Genomic DNA, 16804 nt, shown 5'->3' on the forward strand with positions numbered 1-16804 from the left:
CTTACGCGAACCCGTGTGGGAGCGAGCCTGCTCGCGATTGCGGTGTGTCAGTCACCGTAATACTGACTGACACACCGCAATCGCGAGCAGGCTCACTCCTACAGGGTAATGGGGTGGTGCTTGAGAAAGGCGCCAAAACCTTGGGTTTATGGCAAACTTCGCGACCATAAATGCCGTTTTCGCGACCCAGAGCCTTCGACGAGTTCGCGGATCGGACTAAAAGATGCCAGGTCAGCGTCCCCGGACGGGAATAGACCCTTTGTGTGTTGGTACGTCGGTGCCAGCGCTTTCTGCCTGAACAGATTAGAGAAACGACCATGCATAACGTCGTCATCAGCGGCACCGGCCTGTACACCCCGGCCAACAGCATCTCCAACGAAGAGCTGGTGCAGTCTTTCAATACCTATGTTGCGCAGTTCAACGCCGACAACGCCGACGCCATCGCCCGCGGTGAAGTCCAGGCGCTGACCGAATCCAGTGCTGCATTCATCGAAAAAGCCTCGGGCATCAAGAGCCGCTTTGTCATGGACAAGGACGGCATCCTTGATCCTGCGCGCATGGCCCCGCGCCTGCCGGAGCGTTCCAACGACGAATGGTCGGTCCTGTGCCAGATGGCTATCGGCGCCGCCGAACAGGCGCTGCAACGTGCCGGCAAGACCGCTGCCGACATCGACGGCGTGATTGTCGCCTGCTCCAATCTGCAACGGGCTTATCCGGCCATCGCCATCGAAGTCCAGGAAGCACTGGGCGTTCAGGGTTTCGGTTTCGACATGAACGTGGCCTGCTCCTCGGCGACCTTCGGCATTCAGGCCGCGGCCAACAGCGTGCAGCTGGGCCAGGCCCGGGCGATTCTGATGGTCAACCCGGAAGTCTGCACCGGTCACCTGAACTTCCGTGACCGCGACAGCCACTTCATCTTCGGTGACGCCGCGACGGCGGTAATCATCGAACGCGCTGACCTGGCGACGTCCAAGTACCAGTTCGACGTGGTCAGCACCAAACTGCTGACCAAGTTCTCCAACAACATCCGCAACAACTTCGGCTTCCTCAACCGCGCGGCGGAAGAGGGCATCGGCGCCCGCGACAAGCTGTTCGTGCAGGAAGGCCGCAAGGTGTTCAAGGACGTCTGCCCGATGGTCGCCGAGCTGATCGGTGAGCACCTGGAGGAGAACAAACTCAACGTCGGCGACGTCAAGCGCTTCTGGCTGCACCAGGCCAACCTGAGCATGAACCACCTGATCGTGCGCAAGCTGCTGGGCCGCGAAGCCACCGAAGAAGAAGCGCCGGTGATTCTCGACACCTACGCCAACACCAGCTCTGCCGGGTCGGTGATTGCCTTCCACAAATATCAGGACGATCTGGCCAGCGGTTCGCTGGCGGTATTGAGCTCGTTCGGCGCCGGTTACTCGATCGGTAGCGTGATTCTGCGCAAGCGCTGAGTCACCAGCCCTCGTGGCGAGGGAGCTTGCTCCCGCTGGAGTGCGTAGCGCTGCCAAAACCGGCGATTGCGGTCTTGCTGAAGAACCGCAATCGCCGGTTTTGCGACTGCTGCGCAGCCGAGCGCGAGCAAGCTCGCTCGCCACAGGGTCGAGTGCGTTAACGTTAATCGGTATTTGCAAACGAGGCGTGCATGGCCGCAACCGACGACACCCAACTGCTCGAACGTCTGCTCGCGGGTGAGCAAAAGGCGTTCAAGGAACTGGTCAGCACCTACCAGAGCGCCATGCGCGCCGTGGCTTACGCGATTGTCGGTCAGCGCCATGTCGAAGAAGTGGTGCAGGACGCCTGGCTTTCGGTGGTGCGCCATATCGGCAGCTTCGAGGGTCGTTCCAGTCTCAAGACCTGGCTGCTGACCATCACCGCCAATTCTGCCAAAAGCCGTTACAAACAAAACCGCCGCGAAGTGTTGATGGACGATCTGCCGTCACCCCACGGCACCATCGACGACGATCGCTTCTCTCCTGGTGACGGCCATTGGCTGGTGGCGCCGTTCGCCTGGCATCAGGACACCCCGGAAGCCTTGCTCACCGAAAGCGAACTGCGTGATTGCCTGGAGCACACCTTGCTCAGCCTGTCGGAACTGCAAAGCAGCGTGTTGCTGCTGCGCGAACGTCAGGGGCTGGAACTGGAAGAGATCTGTAATCTTCTGGAGATCTCGCTCTCCAATGTCCGTGTGCTGCTGCATCGTGCGCGGCTGAAAGTCTTCGCCACGGTGGAGCATTTTGAGGAGACCGGCGAATGCTGACCTGCAAGGAACAAGTAGCGCGCTCCAGCGATTATCTCGATGGCCAGTTGAGCTTTCGCGAGAAACTGCTGGTGCGCCATCACCTGATGTTCTGCCCGAACTGTCGGCGGTTCATTCGTCAGATGCGTTTGATGCAAGCGACCCTGAAGGCGTTGCCGGAGAAACCGCAAGAGGGCGTGGACGCGCTGGCCGAACGCCTGGCCGAGCAACGCCGAAAAGATAGTCTTCTGTAGGCGCTGAACCATTGTGGCGAGGGAGCTTGCTCCCGCTGGGTCGCGAAGCGGCCCTCGCTTTACTTAGAAGCAGAGGACTGCTTTGCAATCCAGCGGGAGCAAGCTCCCTCGCCACAGGTCAGATAAAAATAGCCCGGCGCGGGACGAAACGAACGGATGATGGGGATCGTCCCGCCCGCGTCAGGCTAGAGGGTGACGCGTTTTAGAACTTGGCTTCGGCATCCAGTTGCAGCGTATTGATGTCGGAGTCGGTCTTCTTCAGGCTGGCGTTGGTGTAGTCCGAGTTGGCCATGAAGTAGGTGGCGCCCAGGGTGAAGTTCTTGTCCAGCTCGTAGCTGACTTTCAACTTGCTGCCGCGCGAACCGGTGTAGCCGTTGGCGAAGTCGGAGTCGGTGAAGGCACCGACCACCGCGTTACGCTGTACGTCGCGGTAGTTGTAGTCGATCCCGAAGCCATAAACCTTGGTCTTGACGCCGGCCAGCCAGCCAGTGTCCTGGTCGTTGCTGGCGTCTTTGTTGTTGACGTACTGACCGTAGATCGACAGCGGCACGGACAGGTTGGCGATGTCCAGTTGACCAAAACCTTCATACAGTTTGAAGGTTTCGTTCGGGCTGTTGCCGTTGACGGCCAAGGCACATGGCGCAGTGACGGTGCCGGTGGTCGGGCAGGCGCTGTCCTTGTCATTGTCGTAGGAATAGAGGCTGCCGCCCAGGGTCAGTTTCAGGCTGTCGGTCAGTGCGAAGCGACCGCCCAACTGGCCAGCGTACAGACGCAAGTCGTGCTTGAACTGCACGCCTTCGCCGTCGACGTTGTCCTTGAGGGTGTAGTGGCCAGCGCTGCCGAACAGCTCGGTGCTGCCGTTCAGCGGGTACTTGTAGGTGACGGCCAGACCTTCCGGGTTGATGTCGCTGTCCCAGATGATGTCGCCCATGCTCACCCACGGCTGGTTCATTTTACCGGCGATCAGGTGCAGGTTCTTGATTGCGTCAGGGTGGTAGTCGACGTAACCCTGGTCGAGCCAGATCTGCTTCTTGTCGAAGTAGTTGTTCAGGTCCTGGTTGGTGGAGCGGGCGTCGTCGCTGCTGCCGGTGGCGATACGGATACCGGTGTCCACCTGTGGGTTGATTTCGGTGTAGGCACCCAGACGGGCACGAATGCGCTGACGGTCCTGGTCCTTGCTGTTCGGCACGCCATCGTTCTTGACGGTCTCCTGACGGAAACGCACGTCACCCTTGAACTGGGTCTTGGCGGCCCAGGCAAGTTTCTGGTCGAAGGAGCTCAGCTCGTTGGTTTTCTTCGCGGTCGCCGCGATTTGCTCGTTGGTCTCTTGCTGCGCCTGCTGCGCGATTTGCTGAGCCTTCTGATCCTGGGCCAGTTCGGTTTGCAGTTCGAGGTACTGCGCCTGGGTGATGGAACCGTTAGCCTTGAGCATGTCGAGCAGTTTGGCGTCGACTGCGGCACTGGCCGGAACACTCATGGCCAGCAACAGGCCACCGCACAAGGCCGCCGCAGTTTTTGTGGAAGCAAGACGCATAGCAATCTCCGAAGATGAGAGGGGATGGCTGAACCATCCTGGGCACACCGACGCGCACGTCGGAAAACAGTGTCCGGGTAGAACCCGGCGCTCTAAAAACAGGAGCGAGTATCGCGATGGTTTATGACAGAGCAGTGGCTAAGTGATGTCATGTCGATGACGATACAAAGGTGTCGTGAACTATTGATCTAGAGCGCTGTCGTCCGAATGCTCGTGTGCAAAGGGCAGCGATAAGCGATACTCGCGGGGCTTTGATGCCTGGAAGTGGAGAGTCAGTTGATGCCGTTGCAACGCCTGCAAAGCCTGTCAGAAATCGCCCCTGCGACTTGGGATGCACTGGTGCCCGAGACCCAGCCGTTTCTGCGCCATGCCTTTCTCTCGGCGCTTGAAGACAGCGGCAGCGTTGGCCCGCACACGGGTTGGCAAGCCGAGCATCTGCTGCACGTTGAAGGCGGTCGGTTGATCGCCGCGTTACCCAGTTACCGCAAGTGGCATTCCTACGGTGAGTACGTGTTCGATCACGGTTGGGCCGATGCCTGCGCCCGGGCGGGCATCGATTACTACCCCAAACTGCTGACGGCGGTGCCGTTCAGTCCGGTCAGCGGCCCGAGACTGTTGGCGGCGAATGTCGAGGATGGATTCGAATTGCTCAAGAGCCTGCCGGGCTATCTGGAAATCGAAGAGCTTTCCAGCGCGCACATCAATTTCACCGACCCCTTCACCGACGCCGCCATGGCCGAGCAGCCGGGCTGGCTGCAGCGCATCGGCTGTCAGTATCACTGGCAGAATCGCGGTTACCGCGACTTCCAGGATTTTCTCGACGTGCTCAGCTCGCGCAAGCGCAAGCAGATGCGCAAGGAACGCGAACAGGTGGCGGGGCAGGGCTTCGAGTTCGAATGGTTGACGGGGTGCGAGCTGGACGAGCCGCAATGGGATTTTGTCTACGCCTGCTATGCCAACACTTACGCCGTGCGCCGCCAGGCGCCCTATCTGACGCGCGAGTTCTTCAGCCTGCTGGCCGCGCGGATGCCGGAGGCGATTCGGGTGGTCTTCGCCAGACAGGGTTCACGGCCGGTGGCGATGGCCTTCAGTCTGGTCGGGGGCGACAGCTTCTATGGGCGCTACTGGGGGTGTCTGGCCGAGTTTGACCGGCTGCATTTCGAGACGTGTTTCTATCAGGGCATGGATTATGCGATTGCCCACGGATACCAGCGTTTTGATGCCGGTGCGCAGGGCGAGCACAAGCTGATTCGCGGCTTTGAACCGGTGATCACCCATTCGTGGCACTACCTGCGTCATCCCGGATTGAAAGCGGCGGTGAAGGATTTCCTGCAGCAAGAGCGAGCGGGCGTCCTCGCCTATGCCGAAGAAGCAAAAACAGCCTTGCCCTACCGCCAAACCTAGATCCCCTGTAGGAGCTGCCGAAGGCTGCGATCTTTTGATCTGGTTTTTTGGACATCAAGATCAAAAGATCGCAGCCTTCGGCAGCTCCTACAAAGGGAACTCAGGCATCCCTCAGGTTTCTTCTTTACCCAGCCAGCGATAAATCGTCCCGCCCACCACTGCGCCCAGCAGCGGCGCGACCCAGAACATCCACAACTGCGCGATCGCCCAGCCGCCGACCATCAGCGCCGGGCCGGTGCTGCGCGCCGGGTTGACCGAGGTGTTGGTGACCGGGATCGAGATCAGGTGGATCAGCGTCAGGCCCAAACCGATGGCGATCGGTGCGAGGCCCGCCGGGGCGCGTTTGTCGGTGGCGCCGAGGATGATGATCACGAACATCCCGGTCATCACCAGTTCGGTGACAAACCCGGCCGCCATCGAGTATTTGCCCGGCGAGTGCTCACCGTACCCGTTGGACGCCAGGCCTGCGGCGATGTCAAAACCCTCCTTGCCACTGGCGATGTAGTAGAGCAGGGCAGCGGCGAGTATCCCGCCCACTACCTGGGCGATGATGTAGGCCGGCAGCTCTCTCGCCGGAAACCGCCCGCCGACCACCAACCCGACCGACACCGCGGGATTGAGGTGACAGCCACTGATGTGACCGATGGCGAACGCCATGGTCAGCACCGTCAGACCAAACGCCAGGGCCACCCCCAGCACTCCAATGCCCAACGGCGAAGACGCTGCAATGACCGCGCTGCCACAGCCACCCAGAACCAGCCAGAACGTACCCAACAACTCCGTGACTGAACGTTTGAACAGAGACATGAGAGAGTCCTTGATAGCCCATGCTATCGAGACTGTATTGCGTTGTGCTTCCCTGCAGATTTACGACAGGTTCCGTGCTGGAGCCTTGGCTGAGTACAGCAGGCTTTGGATGGATTTCCAGCAGGCATGAAAAAACCGCCAGAGCCCGTGGTTGGCGGGCTGGGGTGGTTTTCTGGCGGACAAACATTGTGTGGCGAGGGAGCTTGCTCTCGCTGGACAGCGAAGCTGTCCCAAAACTATCTGCACGGTAGTGTCAGACTTTCACGGTTGGCGAGCTTTGCGTCTGCTGCGCAGCCGAGCGGGAGCAAGCTCCCTCGCCACAAAAGCTCACAGAATCGGGTTTTTTGTGATCAATCGATTCCGACAAACCCTCCGGTCTGGTGCGCCCACAACCGCGCATACAGGCCGCGATGCGCCAGCAGTTCGGCGTGGGTGCCGCTCTCGGCGATCTTGCCGTTTTCCAGCACCACCAGCCGATCCATACGGGCGATGGTCGAGAGGCGGTGAGCAATGGCAATCACGGTTTTGCCTTGCATCAGGGTTTCCAGGCTTTCCTGGATCGCCGCTTCCACTTCCGAGTCGAGTGCCGAGGTCGCTTCGTCCATGATCAGGATCGGCGCGTCCTTGAGCAACACCCGGGCAATCGCGATGCGCTGGCGCTGACCGCCGGACAGCTTCACCCCGCGCTCGCCGACGTGTGCATCGAAACCAGTGCGACCTTCAGCGTCCGACAGTAACGGAATGAACTCGTCGGCGCGGGCCTTGTGCACCGCGTCCCAGAGCTCGGCGTCGGTGGCGTCAGGCTTGCCATACAGCAAGTTGTCGCGGATCGAGCGGTGCAGCAGGGAGGTGTCCTGCGTGATCATGCCGATGCGTGCGCGCAGGCTTTCCTGGCCGACTTCGGCGATATTCTGCCCATCGATCAGAATACGTCCGCCCTCGACGTCGTAGAGGCGCAGCAGCAGGTTGACCAAGGTCGATTTGCCGGCGCCGGACGGCCCGATCAAACCGATTTTCTCCCCCGGTTTGATGGTCAGGTTGAGGTCGCCGATGATGCCTTTCTTCTTGCCGTAGTGAAAATCCACATGCTCGAAACGCACTTCGCCACGGGCCACGGCCAGCGGTTTGGCCTGTTCGCGATCAGTGACGCTGACCGGTTGCGAGATGGTCTGCAGACCGTCCTGGACCATGCCGATGTTTTCGAAGATGCCGGTGACTACCCACATGATCCAGCCGGACATATTGACGATACGAATCACCAGACCGGTGGCCAGCGCGATAGCACCGACGGTGATCAGTGACTGCGTCCACAGCCACAGCGCCAGCGCGGTGGTGCCGACGATCAGCAGGCCGTTCATGGTGGTGATCGCCACGTCCATGCTGGTCACCACGCGGCCGGCCATCTGCGCCTTGACCGTCTGTTCTTCGATGGCTTCCTTGGCGTAGTGCTGTTCGAAATTGGTGTGGGCGAACAGCTTCAGGGTGGCGATGTTGGTGTAGCCGTCGACGATCCGCCCCATCAGTTTCGAGCGTGCGTCGGAAGCTTCCACCGAACGCTCTTTCACCCGCGGCACGAAGTAATACAGCGCGCCGATGTAGGCAGCGATCCACGTCAGCAGCGGGATCATCAGGCGCCAGTCGGCTTCGGCGAACAGCACCAGCGAACTGATCGCGTAGATCACCACGTGCCACAGCGCATCCACCGCTTGCACCGCGGAATCGCGCAGCGAGTTGCCGGTCTGCATGATGCGCTGGGCGATACGCCCGGCGAAGTCGTTCTGGAAGAAGTTCAGGCTCTGCTTGAGCACGTAACTGTGGTTCTGCCAGCGGATCATGCTGGTCATCCCCGGGCTCAGGGTCTGATGCACCAGCAGGTCGTGCAGGCCGAAAAAGATCGGCCGCAGCACCAGCGCAACCACCACCATCCACGTCAGTTCGAGGGCGTGGTCGCTGAAGAAATTCGGGTTGGGCGTGCCCTGGGCGAGGTCGATGATGCGGCTCAGGTAGCTGAACAGCGCCACTTCGATCAACGCGGCAAACAGGCCGACCACCAGCAGAGCTGCGAAGCTCGGCCAGACTTGTCTCAGGTAGTAGGTGTAGAAGGGCCAGACACGATCTGGAGGGGACGCCGTCGGAGCGTCGCGGAATATGTCGATCAGTTGTTCGAAACGGCGATAGAGCATCAGATAACCGCCCGGAAGCCGGGCTCTCCTTTTATCGGTGTGAGCGGCGTGGCGTCAGGCCAGCGCCGCTCGATACGCCCTGTACAGCTTAGTCGATGACTTTGGCCGACTTGATGATCACAGGGTCGACAGGCACGTTTTGCATGCCGCTTTTGGTGGTGGTTTGCGAGTTGACGATGACGTCGACCACGTCCATGCCTTTGACCACTTTGCCGAATACGGCGTAGCCATCACCCTGGTCGAGGAAATCGTTGTCCTTGACGTTGATGAAGAACTGGCTGGTCGCCGAATCAGGTACGGAGGTGCGCGCCATGGACAAGGTGCCACGGACGTTGGCCAGACCGTTTTTGTGTTCGTTCTTGATCGGCGCCTTGGTGTCTTTCTGCTGCATCTGTGGAGTGAAACCGCCGCCCTGAGCCATGAAGCCCGGGATCACACGGTGGAAAATGGTGTTGGTGTAAAAGCCGCTGTTGACGTAATCCAGAAAGTTCTTGGTACTGATCGGCGCCTTGACCGAATCCAGTTCGATTTCGATCTGACCGTTGGTGGTGTCCAGCAGCACGTGCGGTGCTTTGGCAGGCGTGGCAGCCATCAGGTTGGCGGCAAACAGCACAGTACCAGCGGCGAGGGCGAGTTTTTTCAGCATGGGTCAGTGATCCTGAGATTGAGTGTCGGCTGCGGCAAGAAACTCCAGCAGCGTTTGATTGAAGCGTTCGGGTTGATCGAGCGGGGTGGCGTGGCGTGAATCGGCGATCACCACCAGCCGCGCATTCGGCAGCAGTTTTACATAGGTTTCTTTCAGCGCGACGGGTGTGTAGTCACGGTCGGCGCTGACGATGAGGGTTGGACAGGAAATTCTCGAAAGTCGTTCCTGAACGCCCCAGCCAACAATCGCGTCGAAGCTGGCGAGATAAGCACGTTTGTCGTTTTTTGCCCAGCGCTCGGACATTTTTTGCCGCAGTTCGGCCTGCTCAGGCTTGGGAAAAAGTTTGCTGCCCAAGGCCTTGCCGATGGTCGCAAGGCTGAGTACGCGCATCAGACTCCAGCGCTTGAACCACTGCCAATAGTCGTCGCGACTGCGGATTTTGACTTCGGGAGCGCTGTTGACGATGGTCAGGCTTTTCAGCATCCGCGGCTGATCGACGCCGAACTGAAAGCCGATCATCCCGCCCATCGACAGCCCGATATAGTGCACCGGGCCGAGGTTCAAGTGTTCGATCAGTGCCAGCAGGTCTGCGCTGAAACCGGCGATGCTGTAGCGCTCGCGGGGTTTGTCCGAGCGACCGTGACCGCGAATGTCCGGTACGATCACCCGGTAGTGCGCCGACAGCGCCGGGATCTGCATTTCCCAGTCCAGGGTGCTCGAACCGAGCCCGTGAACCAGCAGCAACGGCGAACCGTGGCCATATTCCTCGTAGTGCAGGTTGCAACCTTCGTGCTCGAAATAGGCCATCGGTGAACTCCGTGTCAGGCTTGTTCAGGGGCGGCGAACGGTGCGTCCAGCGGCAAGGTGTCGAAGGTGCGCAGCAGTTCGATGAGGATCTGTGTCGCCGGGCCCAGCGGCTTGTCCTTGTTCGAATACAGATAGAAGCTCGGGTTGCGGCTGCCGCCCTGATCCAACGGTAGCAGCTTGAGCGTGCCTTCCTTCAATTCCCGTTCGATCATGTGCCGCGGCAGCCAGGCGAAGCCCAGACCGCTGCTGACGAACGTGGCAGCGGTGGCGAGGCTGCCGACTGTCCAGCGCTGTTCGGCGCCAAGCCAGCCGACGTCGCGAGGCTGCTGGCGACCGGAGTCGCGAATCACCACCTGCATCTGGGTTTCCAGATCCTGGAAGCTCAGTTCGCGATTGAGCCGATGCAGCGCGTGATCCGGGTGGGCGACCGCGACAAACTCGACGTCGCTCAATTCCGCACCGAGGTAGCCGGGGATGCTCAGGCCGGTGATCGCCAGATCGGCGACCCCTTCGAGCAAGACCTCTTCGACCCCCGACAACACCTCTTCGCGCAGCCGCACGCGGCAGCCGCGACTCTGCGGCATGAACGCGGTCAGCGCGCGGACGATGCGTGCGCTCGGGTAGGCGGCATCGACCACCAGCCGCACTTCGGCTTCCCAGCCCTGTTCCATGTGGTGGGCGAGGTCTTCCAGTTGGCTGGCCTGTTTCACCAGTTGGCGCGAGCGGCGCAGCAGCACGCCACCAGCCTCGGTGAGCACCGCTTTACGTCCGTCGATGCGCAGCAACGGCACACCGAGCTGGTCCTGCATGCGGGCGACGGTGTAACTCACCGACGATTGCGAACGGTGCAAGGCCTCGGCGGCCTGGGCGAAGCCGCCGTGGTCGACCACGGCTTGCAATGTTCGCCATTGATCAAGGGTCACGCGGGGCGCTTTCATCAATAGCTCCTCTTGTCCTAAGCTGGCCGTCCCTCATGGAGACTGGCGAATGAAAAAATTCTGTTGTGTGTTGCTGGCGCTGCTGCCGCTGACGGCGTTTGCTTACCCGATCGACGTGCAGAAAAACCTCAATGGCTTGAAGATCGACTACGAAACCTACGACACCGACAAGGACATCGGCTCGATTCGGGTCGCCAACTACGGCGACGTGGACGCTACCTGCAAAGTCGTATTCAACAATGGTCCGGAAGCACCCCGTACGCGCAACATCGAAATCCCGGCCCGCAAGCATACGAACGCCACGGCCAAGTTCTCCCGCGAGATCATCAGGCTGCGCATCGACTTGAGCTGCTCCCCGAAATAACACCGCGTTCTATTGTGGGAGCGGGCTTGCTCGCGAAGGCGGTGTACCAGACACATTAATGGTGAATGACACACCGCCTTCGCGAGCAAGCTCGCTCCCACAGGGTACAAGCTGCATCTAAACGAATTATTCGATGCTTTGCAGCAATTATTTGCGCTTTTTCATCGATACAACCCTGTTTAACCTCCATTCCATCGACCTACAACATTCTCGGATGGAGGCTACACACCATGTCCCGCGTTCTGATCATCGAAAGCAGTGCCCGCCAGCAAGACTCGGTTTCCCGTCAACTGACCCAGACCTTCATCAGCCAGTGGAAATCCGCGCATCCCAACGATCAGATCACCGTGCGTGACCTCGCCGTGAACCCCGTTCCACACCTGGATATCAACCTGCTGGGCGGCTGGATGAAGCCCGCCGAGCAGCGCAACGCCAACGAACAATCGTCGCTGGATCGATCCAACGAGTTGACCGATGAATTGCTCGCCGCCGACGTACTGGTGATGGCCGCGCCGATGTACAACTTCGCGATCCCGAGCACTCTCAAGGCCTGGCTCGACCACGTGCTGCGTGCCGGCGTGACCTTCAAGTACACCGAAACCGGCCCGCAAGGCCTGCTCAGCGGCAAGCGTGCCTATGTGCTCACCGCTCGCGGCGGCATTTATGCCGGCGGCCCGGCCGACCATCAGGAACCGTACCTGCGTCAGGTCATGGGCTTCATCGGCATCCACGACGTGACGTTCATTCACGCCGAAGGCATGAACCTGGGTGGCGATTTCCAGGAGAAGGGCCTGAATCAGGCCAACGCCAAACTGTCCCAGGTCGCTTGACAGGTTAATCCCCAGATAATCGCCGATTGTTCTAGTGACCCGGCGCAACCCCTTCAAGGCCCTACGCGCATCGAACCTCCCTTTGCACTTGTTGCTCCTGAGTGCTGTAGCCCGATTGAACGCTTTAGCGAGATCGGGCTTTTTTTTGCCTGCAATTATCTGAGCAACGTGTAACCCCTGTGGGAGCGGGCTTGCTCGCGAAGGCGGTGTGTCAGTCAACTATTCGTCGACTGACACGATGCTTTCGCGAGCAAGCCCGCTCCCACAGGGTTCAGTGTTGCCTGAGGTTCGCGGTCTGGCGTAAAAACCGCTATCGTCGCCGCCATTCGAAACAGAGGCGACCATGGGCTATCTACTTTTTGTCACGCTGATCCAGGCGTTTTCCTTCAGTCTGATCGGCGAATACCTGGCGGGGCACGTCGACAGCTACTTTGCGGTGCTGGTGCGCGTGGTGCTGGCCGGGCTGGTGTTCATTCCGCTGACCCGCTGGCGCTCGGTGGAACCGGCGTTCATGCGTGGCATGCTGCTGATCGGCGCGTTGCAGTTCGGCATCACCTACGTCTGCCTGTACCTGAGCTTCCGCGTGCTGACGGTGCCGGAAGTGTTGCTGTTCACCATCCTCACGCCGCTGCACGTGACGCTGATCGAAGATGCGCTGAACCGCCGCTTCAATCCGTGGGCGCTGATTGCGGCGCTGGTCGCGGTGGGCGGCGCGGCGGTGATTCGTTTCGACAGCATCAGTCCGGATTTCTTCATGGGCTTCCTGCTGCTGCAACTGGCCAACTTCACCTACGCGGCAGGGCAGGTGCTGTACAAGCATCTGGTAGCAAAACACCCGAGCGATCTGCCGCATTACCGGCGTTTCGGCTTCTTCTACCTCGGCGCACTGGCGGTGGTGTTGCCGGCATTTCTGCTGTTCGGCAAAGCCAACTTCCTGCCCGAAGCACCCCTGCAATGGGGCGTGTTGCTGTTTCTCGGACTGGTCTCGACCGCGTTGGGCATGTACTGGTGGAACAAGGGCGCGTGCATGGTCAACGGCGGCACGCTGGCGGTGATGAACAACCTGCATGTGCCGGTGGGCTTGCTGCTGAACCTGCTGATCTGGAATCAGCATGAGGAACTGGGAAGGTTGTTGCTTGGCGGCAGTGTCATCCTGGCGGCAGTGTGGATCAGCCGGTTGGGCATCCGCAATTCCCAAGCCACCGCATAACCCCTGTGGGAGCGGGCTTGCTCGCGAAAACGGTGCGTCATTCAACGATTATGTTGACTGACCTGACGCCTTCGCGAGCAAGCCCGCTCCCACAGTTTTGATCGGTGGGGTTACAGGAGGTGTTTCTGCGGCTCGGGAATGCTCGCCGCCCCCAACACCGCCGGCAGCAACCCGGTACGCAAATCCCCGCCACTCGGCTGCTGATACAGGCTCAAGCCAAACTCCGGCAGCACCGCCAGCAGATAATCGAAAATATCCCCCTGAATCCGCTCGTAATCGGCCCACACCGTGGTGGTCGTGAAGCAGTAGATTTCCAGCGGAATTCCCTGCGCCGTGGTCTGCATCTGCCGCACCATGCAGGTCATGTTCGGCTGCACCTCCGGGTGACTCTTCAAATACGCCAGCGCATAAGCGCGGAAGGTGCCGATGTTGGTCATGCGCCGGCGGTTGGCCGACATCGCGGCGACGTTGCCCTGCGCCTCGTTCCATGCCTTGAGCTCGGCTTTCTTGCGGCCCATGTAGCCGGTCAGCAGGTGCACCTGGGAGAGCTTTTCTTCCTCATCGTCACGAATGAAGCGCACGCCGCTGGCGTCGATGAACAGGCTGCGCTTGATCCGACGCCCGCCGGACTGCTGCATGCCGCGCCAGTTGCGGAACGATTCGGACATCAGGCGCCAGGTCGGGATCGAGACGATGGTCTTGTCGAAGTTCTGTACCTTGACCGTGTGCAAGGTGATGTCGACCACATCGCCATCGGCGCCGACTTGCGGCATTTCGATCCAGTCGCCGACGCGCAGCATGTCGTTGCTGGTCAGTTGCACGCTGGCGACGAACGACAGCAGGGTGTCCTTGTAGACCAACAGAATCACCGCCGACATCGCACCCAGACCGGAGAGCAGCAACAGTGGCGAACGGTCGATCAGCGTGGCGACGATGATGATCGCACCGAACACGTACAGCACCATTTTCGCCAGTTGCACATAGCCCTTGATCGAGCGGGTGCGCGCGTGTTCGGTGCGTGCGTAGATGTCCAGCAGCGCATTGAGCAGGGCGCTGACCGACAGCAGCAGGAACAGGATGGTGAAGGACAGCGCCACGTTGCCGAGGAAGGTCATCGCGGTTTTGCTCAGTTCCGGCACCAGGTGCAGGCCGAACTGGATCACCAGCGATGGCGTCATCTGCGCCAGGCGCTGAAACACCTTGTTGTGGCGAAAATCGTTGATCCAGTGCAACGCCGGTTGCCGGCCGAGCATGCGGCTGGCGTGCAGGATCAGATAGCGCGCCACTCGTCCGAGGACCAGCGCGATCACCAAGAGCAGCATCAGCGCCAGGCCGGATTGCAGGAACGGGTGCTGTTCGAGGGCACCCCAGAGGTCTTGGGCGTTGAGCCAGAGCTGTTTGAAATCCATGTGAGCAACGATTCTTCTGTAAGACGCGATGGGCGATTAGAGCATTTAAGACGCTGTGTATTACCGTTGGAGACAAATCGAGCAACAAAAAAGCCACTGATTACGCCCGTTTGTATAAAGAAACTCGGCCTGAGCGCTCGAAACCGGTAACCTATGCAGCTGTTTTTTGCATATCTTCGAGGTAGCACCCGTGTTTTCCCAATTCGCCCTGCACGAACGCCTGCTCAAAGCCGTGGCCGAGCTGAAATTTGTCGAGCCAACGCCTGTGCAAGCAGCGGCCATTCCGCTGGCGCTCCAGGGGCGTGACCTGCGGGTGACGGCGCAAACCGGTAGCGGCAAGACCGCCGCTTTTGTCCTGCCGATCCTCAACCGCCTGATCGGCCCGGCCAAGGTTCGCGTCAGCATCAAGACCCTGATCCTGCTGCCGACCCGCGAGCTGGCCCAACAGACCCTGAAAGAAGTTGAACGCTTCTCGCAGTTCACCTTCATCAAGTCCGGCCTGATCACCGGCGGTGAAGACTTCAAGGTGCAAGCGGCGATGCTGCGCAAGGTGCCGGACATCCTGATTGGTACCCCGGGCCGGATGATCGAGCAACTCAACGCCGGCAACCTCGACCTCAAGGAAGTCGAAGTGTTGGTGCTCGACGAAGCCGACCGCATGCTCGACATGGGTTTCGCCGAAGACGTGCAGCGTCTGGTCGACGAATGCCCGAACCGTCAGCAGACCATGCTGTTCTCCGCCACCACCGGCGGTTCCGGTCTGCGTGAGATGGTCGCCAAGGTGTTGAACAACCCTGAGCACCTGCAGCTCAACGCGGTCAGCCAACTGAACTCGACCACCCGTCAGCAGATCATCACCGCCGACCACAACCAGCACAAAGAACAGATCGTGAACTGGCTGCTGGCCAACGAGACTTACCAGAAAGCCATCGTCTTCACCAACACCCGTGCCATGGCCGACCGCATCTACGGCCGTCTGGTGGCTCAGGAATACAAGGCGTTCGTGCTGCACGGCGAGAAAGACCAGAAGGATCGCAAACTGGCGATCGATCGTCTGAAGCAGGGCGGTGTGAAGATCCTGGTAGCGACCGACGTCGCGGCCCGTGGTCTGGACGTTGATGGCCTGGATCTGGTGATCAACTTCGACATGCCACGCAGCGGCGACGAATACGTGCACCGCATCGGTCGTACCGGCCGTGCCGGCAACGACGGTCTGGCGATCTCGCTGATCTGCCACGGCGACTGGAATCTGATGTCGAGCATCGAGCGCTACCTGAAGCAGAGCTTCGAGCGCCGTACCATCAAGGAAGTCAAAGGCACCTACGGCGGACCGAAAAAGGTCAAGGCCTCGGGCAAAGCCGTCGGCGTGAAGAAGAAAAAGACCGACGCCAAGGGCGACAAGAAGAAAACCGCCGCCAAGACCCCGACCAAGCGCAAGAGCGCCAACCGTCCGAAGCCGGATTCGCTGGTGAGCAGCGACGGCATGGCCCCGCTCAAGCGTCGCAAGCCGGCTGAGCCAGCGGCTGAGTAAGGCGTTTTCGCAGGCAATAAAAAACCCGGACAGTGTCCGGGTTTTTTTATGCGCAGGGTTTATCAGTTCCCCAACTGTCCGCTGGTATCCGCGTCAAAGCGCTGTTTGCCGCGATCTGCCGCCGGTTTAAGCAAGGCGAGCAGCGCGGCTTCGCTGTACAACCGCGAGTCGCCCAGCTCTTTCGGCGTCGGCTCGATCGGGATCAGTACATCCTCACCGTCAGCGTGCAGCCAGATCGCCACGACGTGCAGCGCAGAGACAAACAGCACCCGTAGTTCAACGGTTTTGCCCTGCAATTGCGGCGCCTGTTCCGCCAGTTTCAGCGCGCCCACGGTGTCGGCGGCCCGGGTGCCGTGGTTCAGCGAAGCGAACTCGACATGGCCACGCACCTCGGCCAGTTGCGCATCGGCAATGCTCACGCCGTCGGCAAATACCAGGTAATGCCAGTCACCGATGCGTGCGTCTTTCAGACCCTTGCCCTGGCTCAGATCGTCCAGCGTCAGCGAGTAGCCGCGATAGGCTTCGCTGAGGCTGACTTTGGCCGGTGTCGCGTTGGCGAACTGGCGGTTGATACCGAAGCCCTGGTTTTGCAGCGCTGCTTGCAGCACCGGACGCAAAGTCTGTACGCCGTTGGAAGGCGCCTTTGGATAAGTCAGTTGCATG

General features: G+C 60.2%; 16 protein-coding genes. 8 read left to right on the forward strand and 8 right to left on the reverse strand.

Annotated elements, in window-relative coordinates:
- The first annotated feature begins 317 nt into the window (after nt 1-317).
- The 3 genes from ACVHNU_RS03830 (at nt 318) to ACVHNU_RS03840 (ending at nt 2478) form a co-directional block, all read left to right on the forward strand.
- On the forward strand, nt 318-1439 hold the full coding sequence (locus ACVHNU_RS03830) for a beta-ketoacyl-ACP synthase III (protein WP_473019039.1): 1122 nt from the start codon (nt 318-320) through the stop codon (nt 1437-1439).
- A 191-nt stretch (nt 1440-1630) separates the two neighbouring features.
- Nucleotides 1631-2245 carry an RNA polymerase sigma factor gene (locus ACVHNU_RS03835; RefSeq protein WP_003222662.1) on the forward strand — a complete coding sequence of 205 codons (615 nt, stop codon included), beginning with the start codon at nt 1631-1633 and terminating at the stop codon, nt 2243-2245.
- The gene (locus ACVHNU_RS03840; RefSeq protein WP_003222664.1) at nt 2239-2478 is read left to right on the forward strand and encodes an anti-sigma factor family protein; all 240 of its coding nucleotides are present in this window, start codon (nt 2239-2241) and stop codon (nt 2476-2478) included. The genes ACVHNU_RS03835 and ACVHNU_RS03840 overlap by 7 nt, the downstream gene beginning before the upstream one ends.
- Nucleotides 2479-2680: 202 nt before the next feature.
- Here the strand turns inward: ACVHNU_RS03840 and ACVHNU_RS03845 are convergent, their stop codons facing one another.
- Complete coding sequence (locus ACVHNU_RS03845; protein WP_473019040.1) at nt 2681-4012, reverse strand: putative porin; 1332 nt, start codon at nt 4010-4012, stop codon at nt 2681-2683.
- Between the two features lie 279 nt (nt 4013-4291).
- Here ACVHNU_RS03845 and ACVHNU_RS03850 point away from each other — a divergent pair, with 279 nt between their 5' ends.
- A complete protein-coding gene (locus tag ACVHNU_RS03850; RefSeq protein ID WP_473019041.1) occupies nt 4292-5416 on the forward strand; it encodes a GNAT family N-acetyltransferase in 1125 nt (374 codons plus the stop codon).
- Nucleotides 5417-5527: 111 nt separating this feature from the next.
- On the opposite strand, the gene aqpZ is transcribed toward ACVHNU_RS03850, so the two are convergent.
- The 5 genes from aqpZ to ACVHNU_RS03875 form a co-directional block, all read right to left on the reverse strand.
- Nucleotides 5528-6223, reverse strand: a complete 696-nt coding sequence (aqpZ, locus tag ACVHNU_RS03855; protein ID WP_473019042.1) for an aquaporin Z — start codon at nt 6221-6223, stop codon at nt 5528-5530.
- Between the two features lie 350 nt (nt 6224-6573).
- Nucleotides 6574-8406, reverse strand: a complete 1833-nt coding sequence (locus tag ACVHNU_RS03860; RefSeq protein ID WP_003222671.1) for an ABC transporter ATP-binding protein — start codon at nt 8404-8406, stop codon at nt 6574-6576.
- An 88-nt stretch (nt 8407-8494) separates the two neighbouring features.
- Entirely contained in the window at nt 8495-9052 is a 558-nt protein-coding gene (locus ACVHNU_RS03865; RefSeq protein ID WP_400496024.1) for a peptidylprolyl isomerase, read from the reverse strand.
- 3 nt (nt 9053-9055) lie between these two features.
- Nucleotides 9056-9859 carry an alpha/beta fold hydrolase gene (locus ACVHNU_RS03870; protein ID WP_473019043.1) on the reverse strand — a complete coding sequence of 268 codons (804 nt, stop codon included), beginning with the start codon at nt 9857-9859 and terminating at the stop codon, nt 9056-9058.
- A gap of 14 nt (nt 9860-9873) precedes the next feature.
- A complete protein-coding gene (locus tag ACVHNU_RS03875; RefSeq protein WP_025110609.1) occupies nt 9874-10797 on the reverse strand; it encodes a LysR family transcriptional regulator in 924 nt (307 codons plus the stop codon).
- Between the two features lie 49 nt (nt 10798-10846).
- On the opposite strand from ACVHNU_RS03875, the gene ACVHNU_RS03880 reads away from it, so the two are divergent.
- The 3 genes from ACVHNU_RS03880 (at nt 10847) to ACVHNU_RS03890 (ending at nt 13201) form a co-directional block, all read left to right on the forward strand.
- Nucleotides 10847-11161 (forward strand): hypothetical protein, encoded by a 315-nt coding sequence (locus ACVHNU_RS03880; RefSeq protein WP_003222676.1) that lies wholly within the window; start codon nt 10847-10849, stop codon nt 11159-11161.
- Between the two features lie 230 nt (nt 11162-11391).
- The gene (locus tag ACVHNU_RS03885) at nt 11392-11991 is read left to right on the forward strand and encodes an FMN-dependent NADH-azoreductase (RefSeq protein ID WP_103484442.1); all 600 of its coding nucleotides are present in this window, start codon (nt 11392-11394) and stop codon (nt 11989-11991) included.
- Nucleotides 11992-12334: 343 nt separating this feature from the next.
- Nucleotides 12335-13201 (forward strand): carboxylate/amino acid/amine transporter, encoded by an 867-nt coding sequence (locus tag ACVHNU_RS03890; protein ID WP_473019044.1) that lies wholly within the window; start codon nt 12335-12337, stop codon nt 13199-13201.
- 110 nt (nt 13202-13311) lie between these two features.
- Here ACVHNU_RS03890 and ACVHNU_RS03895 read toward each other — a convergent pair whose 3' ends face one another.
- Nucleotides 13312-14610 carry a mechanosensitive ion channel family protein gene (locus ACVHNU_RS03895; protein WP_473019045.1) on the reverse strand — a complete coding sequence of 433 codons (1299 nt, stop codon included), beginning with the start codon at nt 14608-14610 and terminating at the stop codon, nt 13312-13314.
- 190 nt (nt 14611-14800) lie between these two features.
- Here ACVHNU_RS03895 and ACVHNU_RS03900 point away from each other — a divergent pair, with 190 nt between their 5' ends.
- The gene (locus ACVHNU_RS03900; protein ID WP_003222685.1) at nt 14801-16141 is read left to right on the forward strand and encodes a DEAD/DEAH box helicase; all 1341 of its coding nucleotides are present in this window, start codon (nt 14801-14803) and stop codon (nt 16139-16141) included.
- Nucleotides 16142-16203: 62 nt separating this feature from the next.
- On the opposite strand, the gene ACVHNU_RS03905 is transcribed toward ACVHNU_RS03900, so the two are convergent.
- Entirely contained in the window at nt 16204-16803 is a 600-nt protein-coding gene (locus ACVHNU_RS03905) for a hypothetical protein (protein WP_473019046.1), read from the reverse strand.
- Nucleotide 16804: the final 1 nt, after the last annotated feature.

The organism is Pseudomonas sp. Ors-4-3C (assembly GCF_055755035.1).

What these genes read in the sequence shown, in the direction of transcription:
- ACVHNU_RS03840 (WP_003222664.1), top strand. Translation starts at nt 2,239, where the DNA reads ATGCTGACCTGCAAGGAACAAGTAGCGCGCTCCAGCGATTATCTCGAT.
- ACVHNU_RS03905 (WP_473019046.1), bottom strand. Translation starts at nt 16,803, where the DNA reads ATGCAACTGACTTATCCAAAGGCGCCTTCCAACGGCGTACAGACTTTG.
- ACVHNU_RS03830 (WP_473019039.1), top strand. Translation starts at nt 318, where the DNA reads ATGCATAACGTCGTCATCAGCGGCACCGGCCTGTACACCCCGGCCAAC.
- ACVHNU_RS03890 (WP_473019044.1), top strand. Translation starts at nt 12,335, where the DNA reads ATGGGCTATCTACTTTTTGTCACGCTGATCCAGGCGTTTTCCTTCAGT.
- ACVHNU_RS03865 (WP_400496024.1), bottom strand. Translation starts at nt 9,052, where the DNA reads ATGCTGAAAAAACTCGCCCTCGCCGCTGGTACTGTGCTGTTTGCCGCC.
- ACVHNU_RS03885 (WP_103484442.1), top strand. Translation starts at nt 11,392, where the DNA reads ATGTCCCGCGTTCTGATCATCGAAAGCAGTGCCCGCCAGCAAGACTCG.
- ACVHNU_RS03870 (WP_473019043.1), bottom strand. Translation starts at nt 9,859, where the DNA reads ATGGCCTATTTCGAGCACGAAGGTTGCAACCTGCACTACGAGGAATAT.
- ACVHNU_RS03895 (WP_473019045.1), bottom strand. Translation starts at nt 14,610, where the DNA reads ATGGATTTCAAACAGCTCTGGCTCAACGCCCAAGACCTCTGGGGTGCC.
- ACVHNU_RS03875 (WP_025110609.1), bottom strand. Translation starts at nt 10,797, where the DNA reads ATGAAAGCGCCCCGCGTGACCCTTGATCAATGGCGAACATTGCAAGCC.
- ACVHNU_RS03880 (WP_003222676.1), top strand. Translation starts at nt 10,847, where the DNA reads ATGAAAAAATTCTGTTGTGTGTTGCTGGCGCTGCTGCCGCTGACGGCG.
- aqpZ (WP_473019042.1), bottom strand. Translation starts at nt 6,223, where the DNA reads ATGTCTCTGTTCAAACGTTCAGTCACGGAGTTGTTGGGTACGTTCTGG.
- ACVHNU_RS03845 (WP_473019040.1), bottom strand. Translation starts at nt 4,012, where the DNA reads ATGCGTCTTGCTTCCACAAAAACTGCGGCGGCCTTGTGCGGTGGCCTG.
- ACVHNU_RS03860 (WP_003222671.1), bottom strand. Translation starts at nt 8,406, where the DNA reads ATGCTCTATCGCCGTTTCGAACAACTGATCGACATATTCCGCGACGCT.
- ACVHNU_RS03850 (WP_473019041.1), top strand. Translation starts at nt 4,292, where the DNA reads ATGCCGTTGCAACGCCTGCAAAGCCTGTCAGAAATCGCCCCTGCGACT.
- ACVHNU_RS03835 (WP_003222662.1), top strand. Translation starts at nt 1,631, where the DNA reads ATGGCCGCAACCGACGACACCCAACTGCTCGAACGTCTGCTCGCGGGT.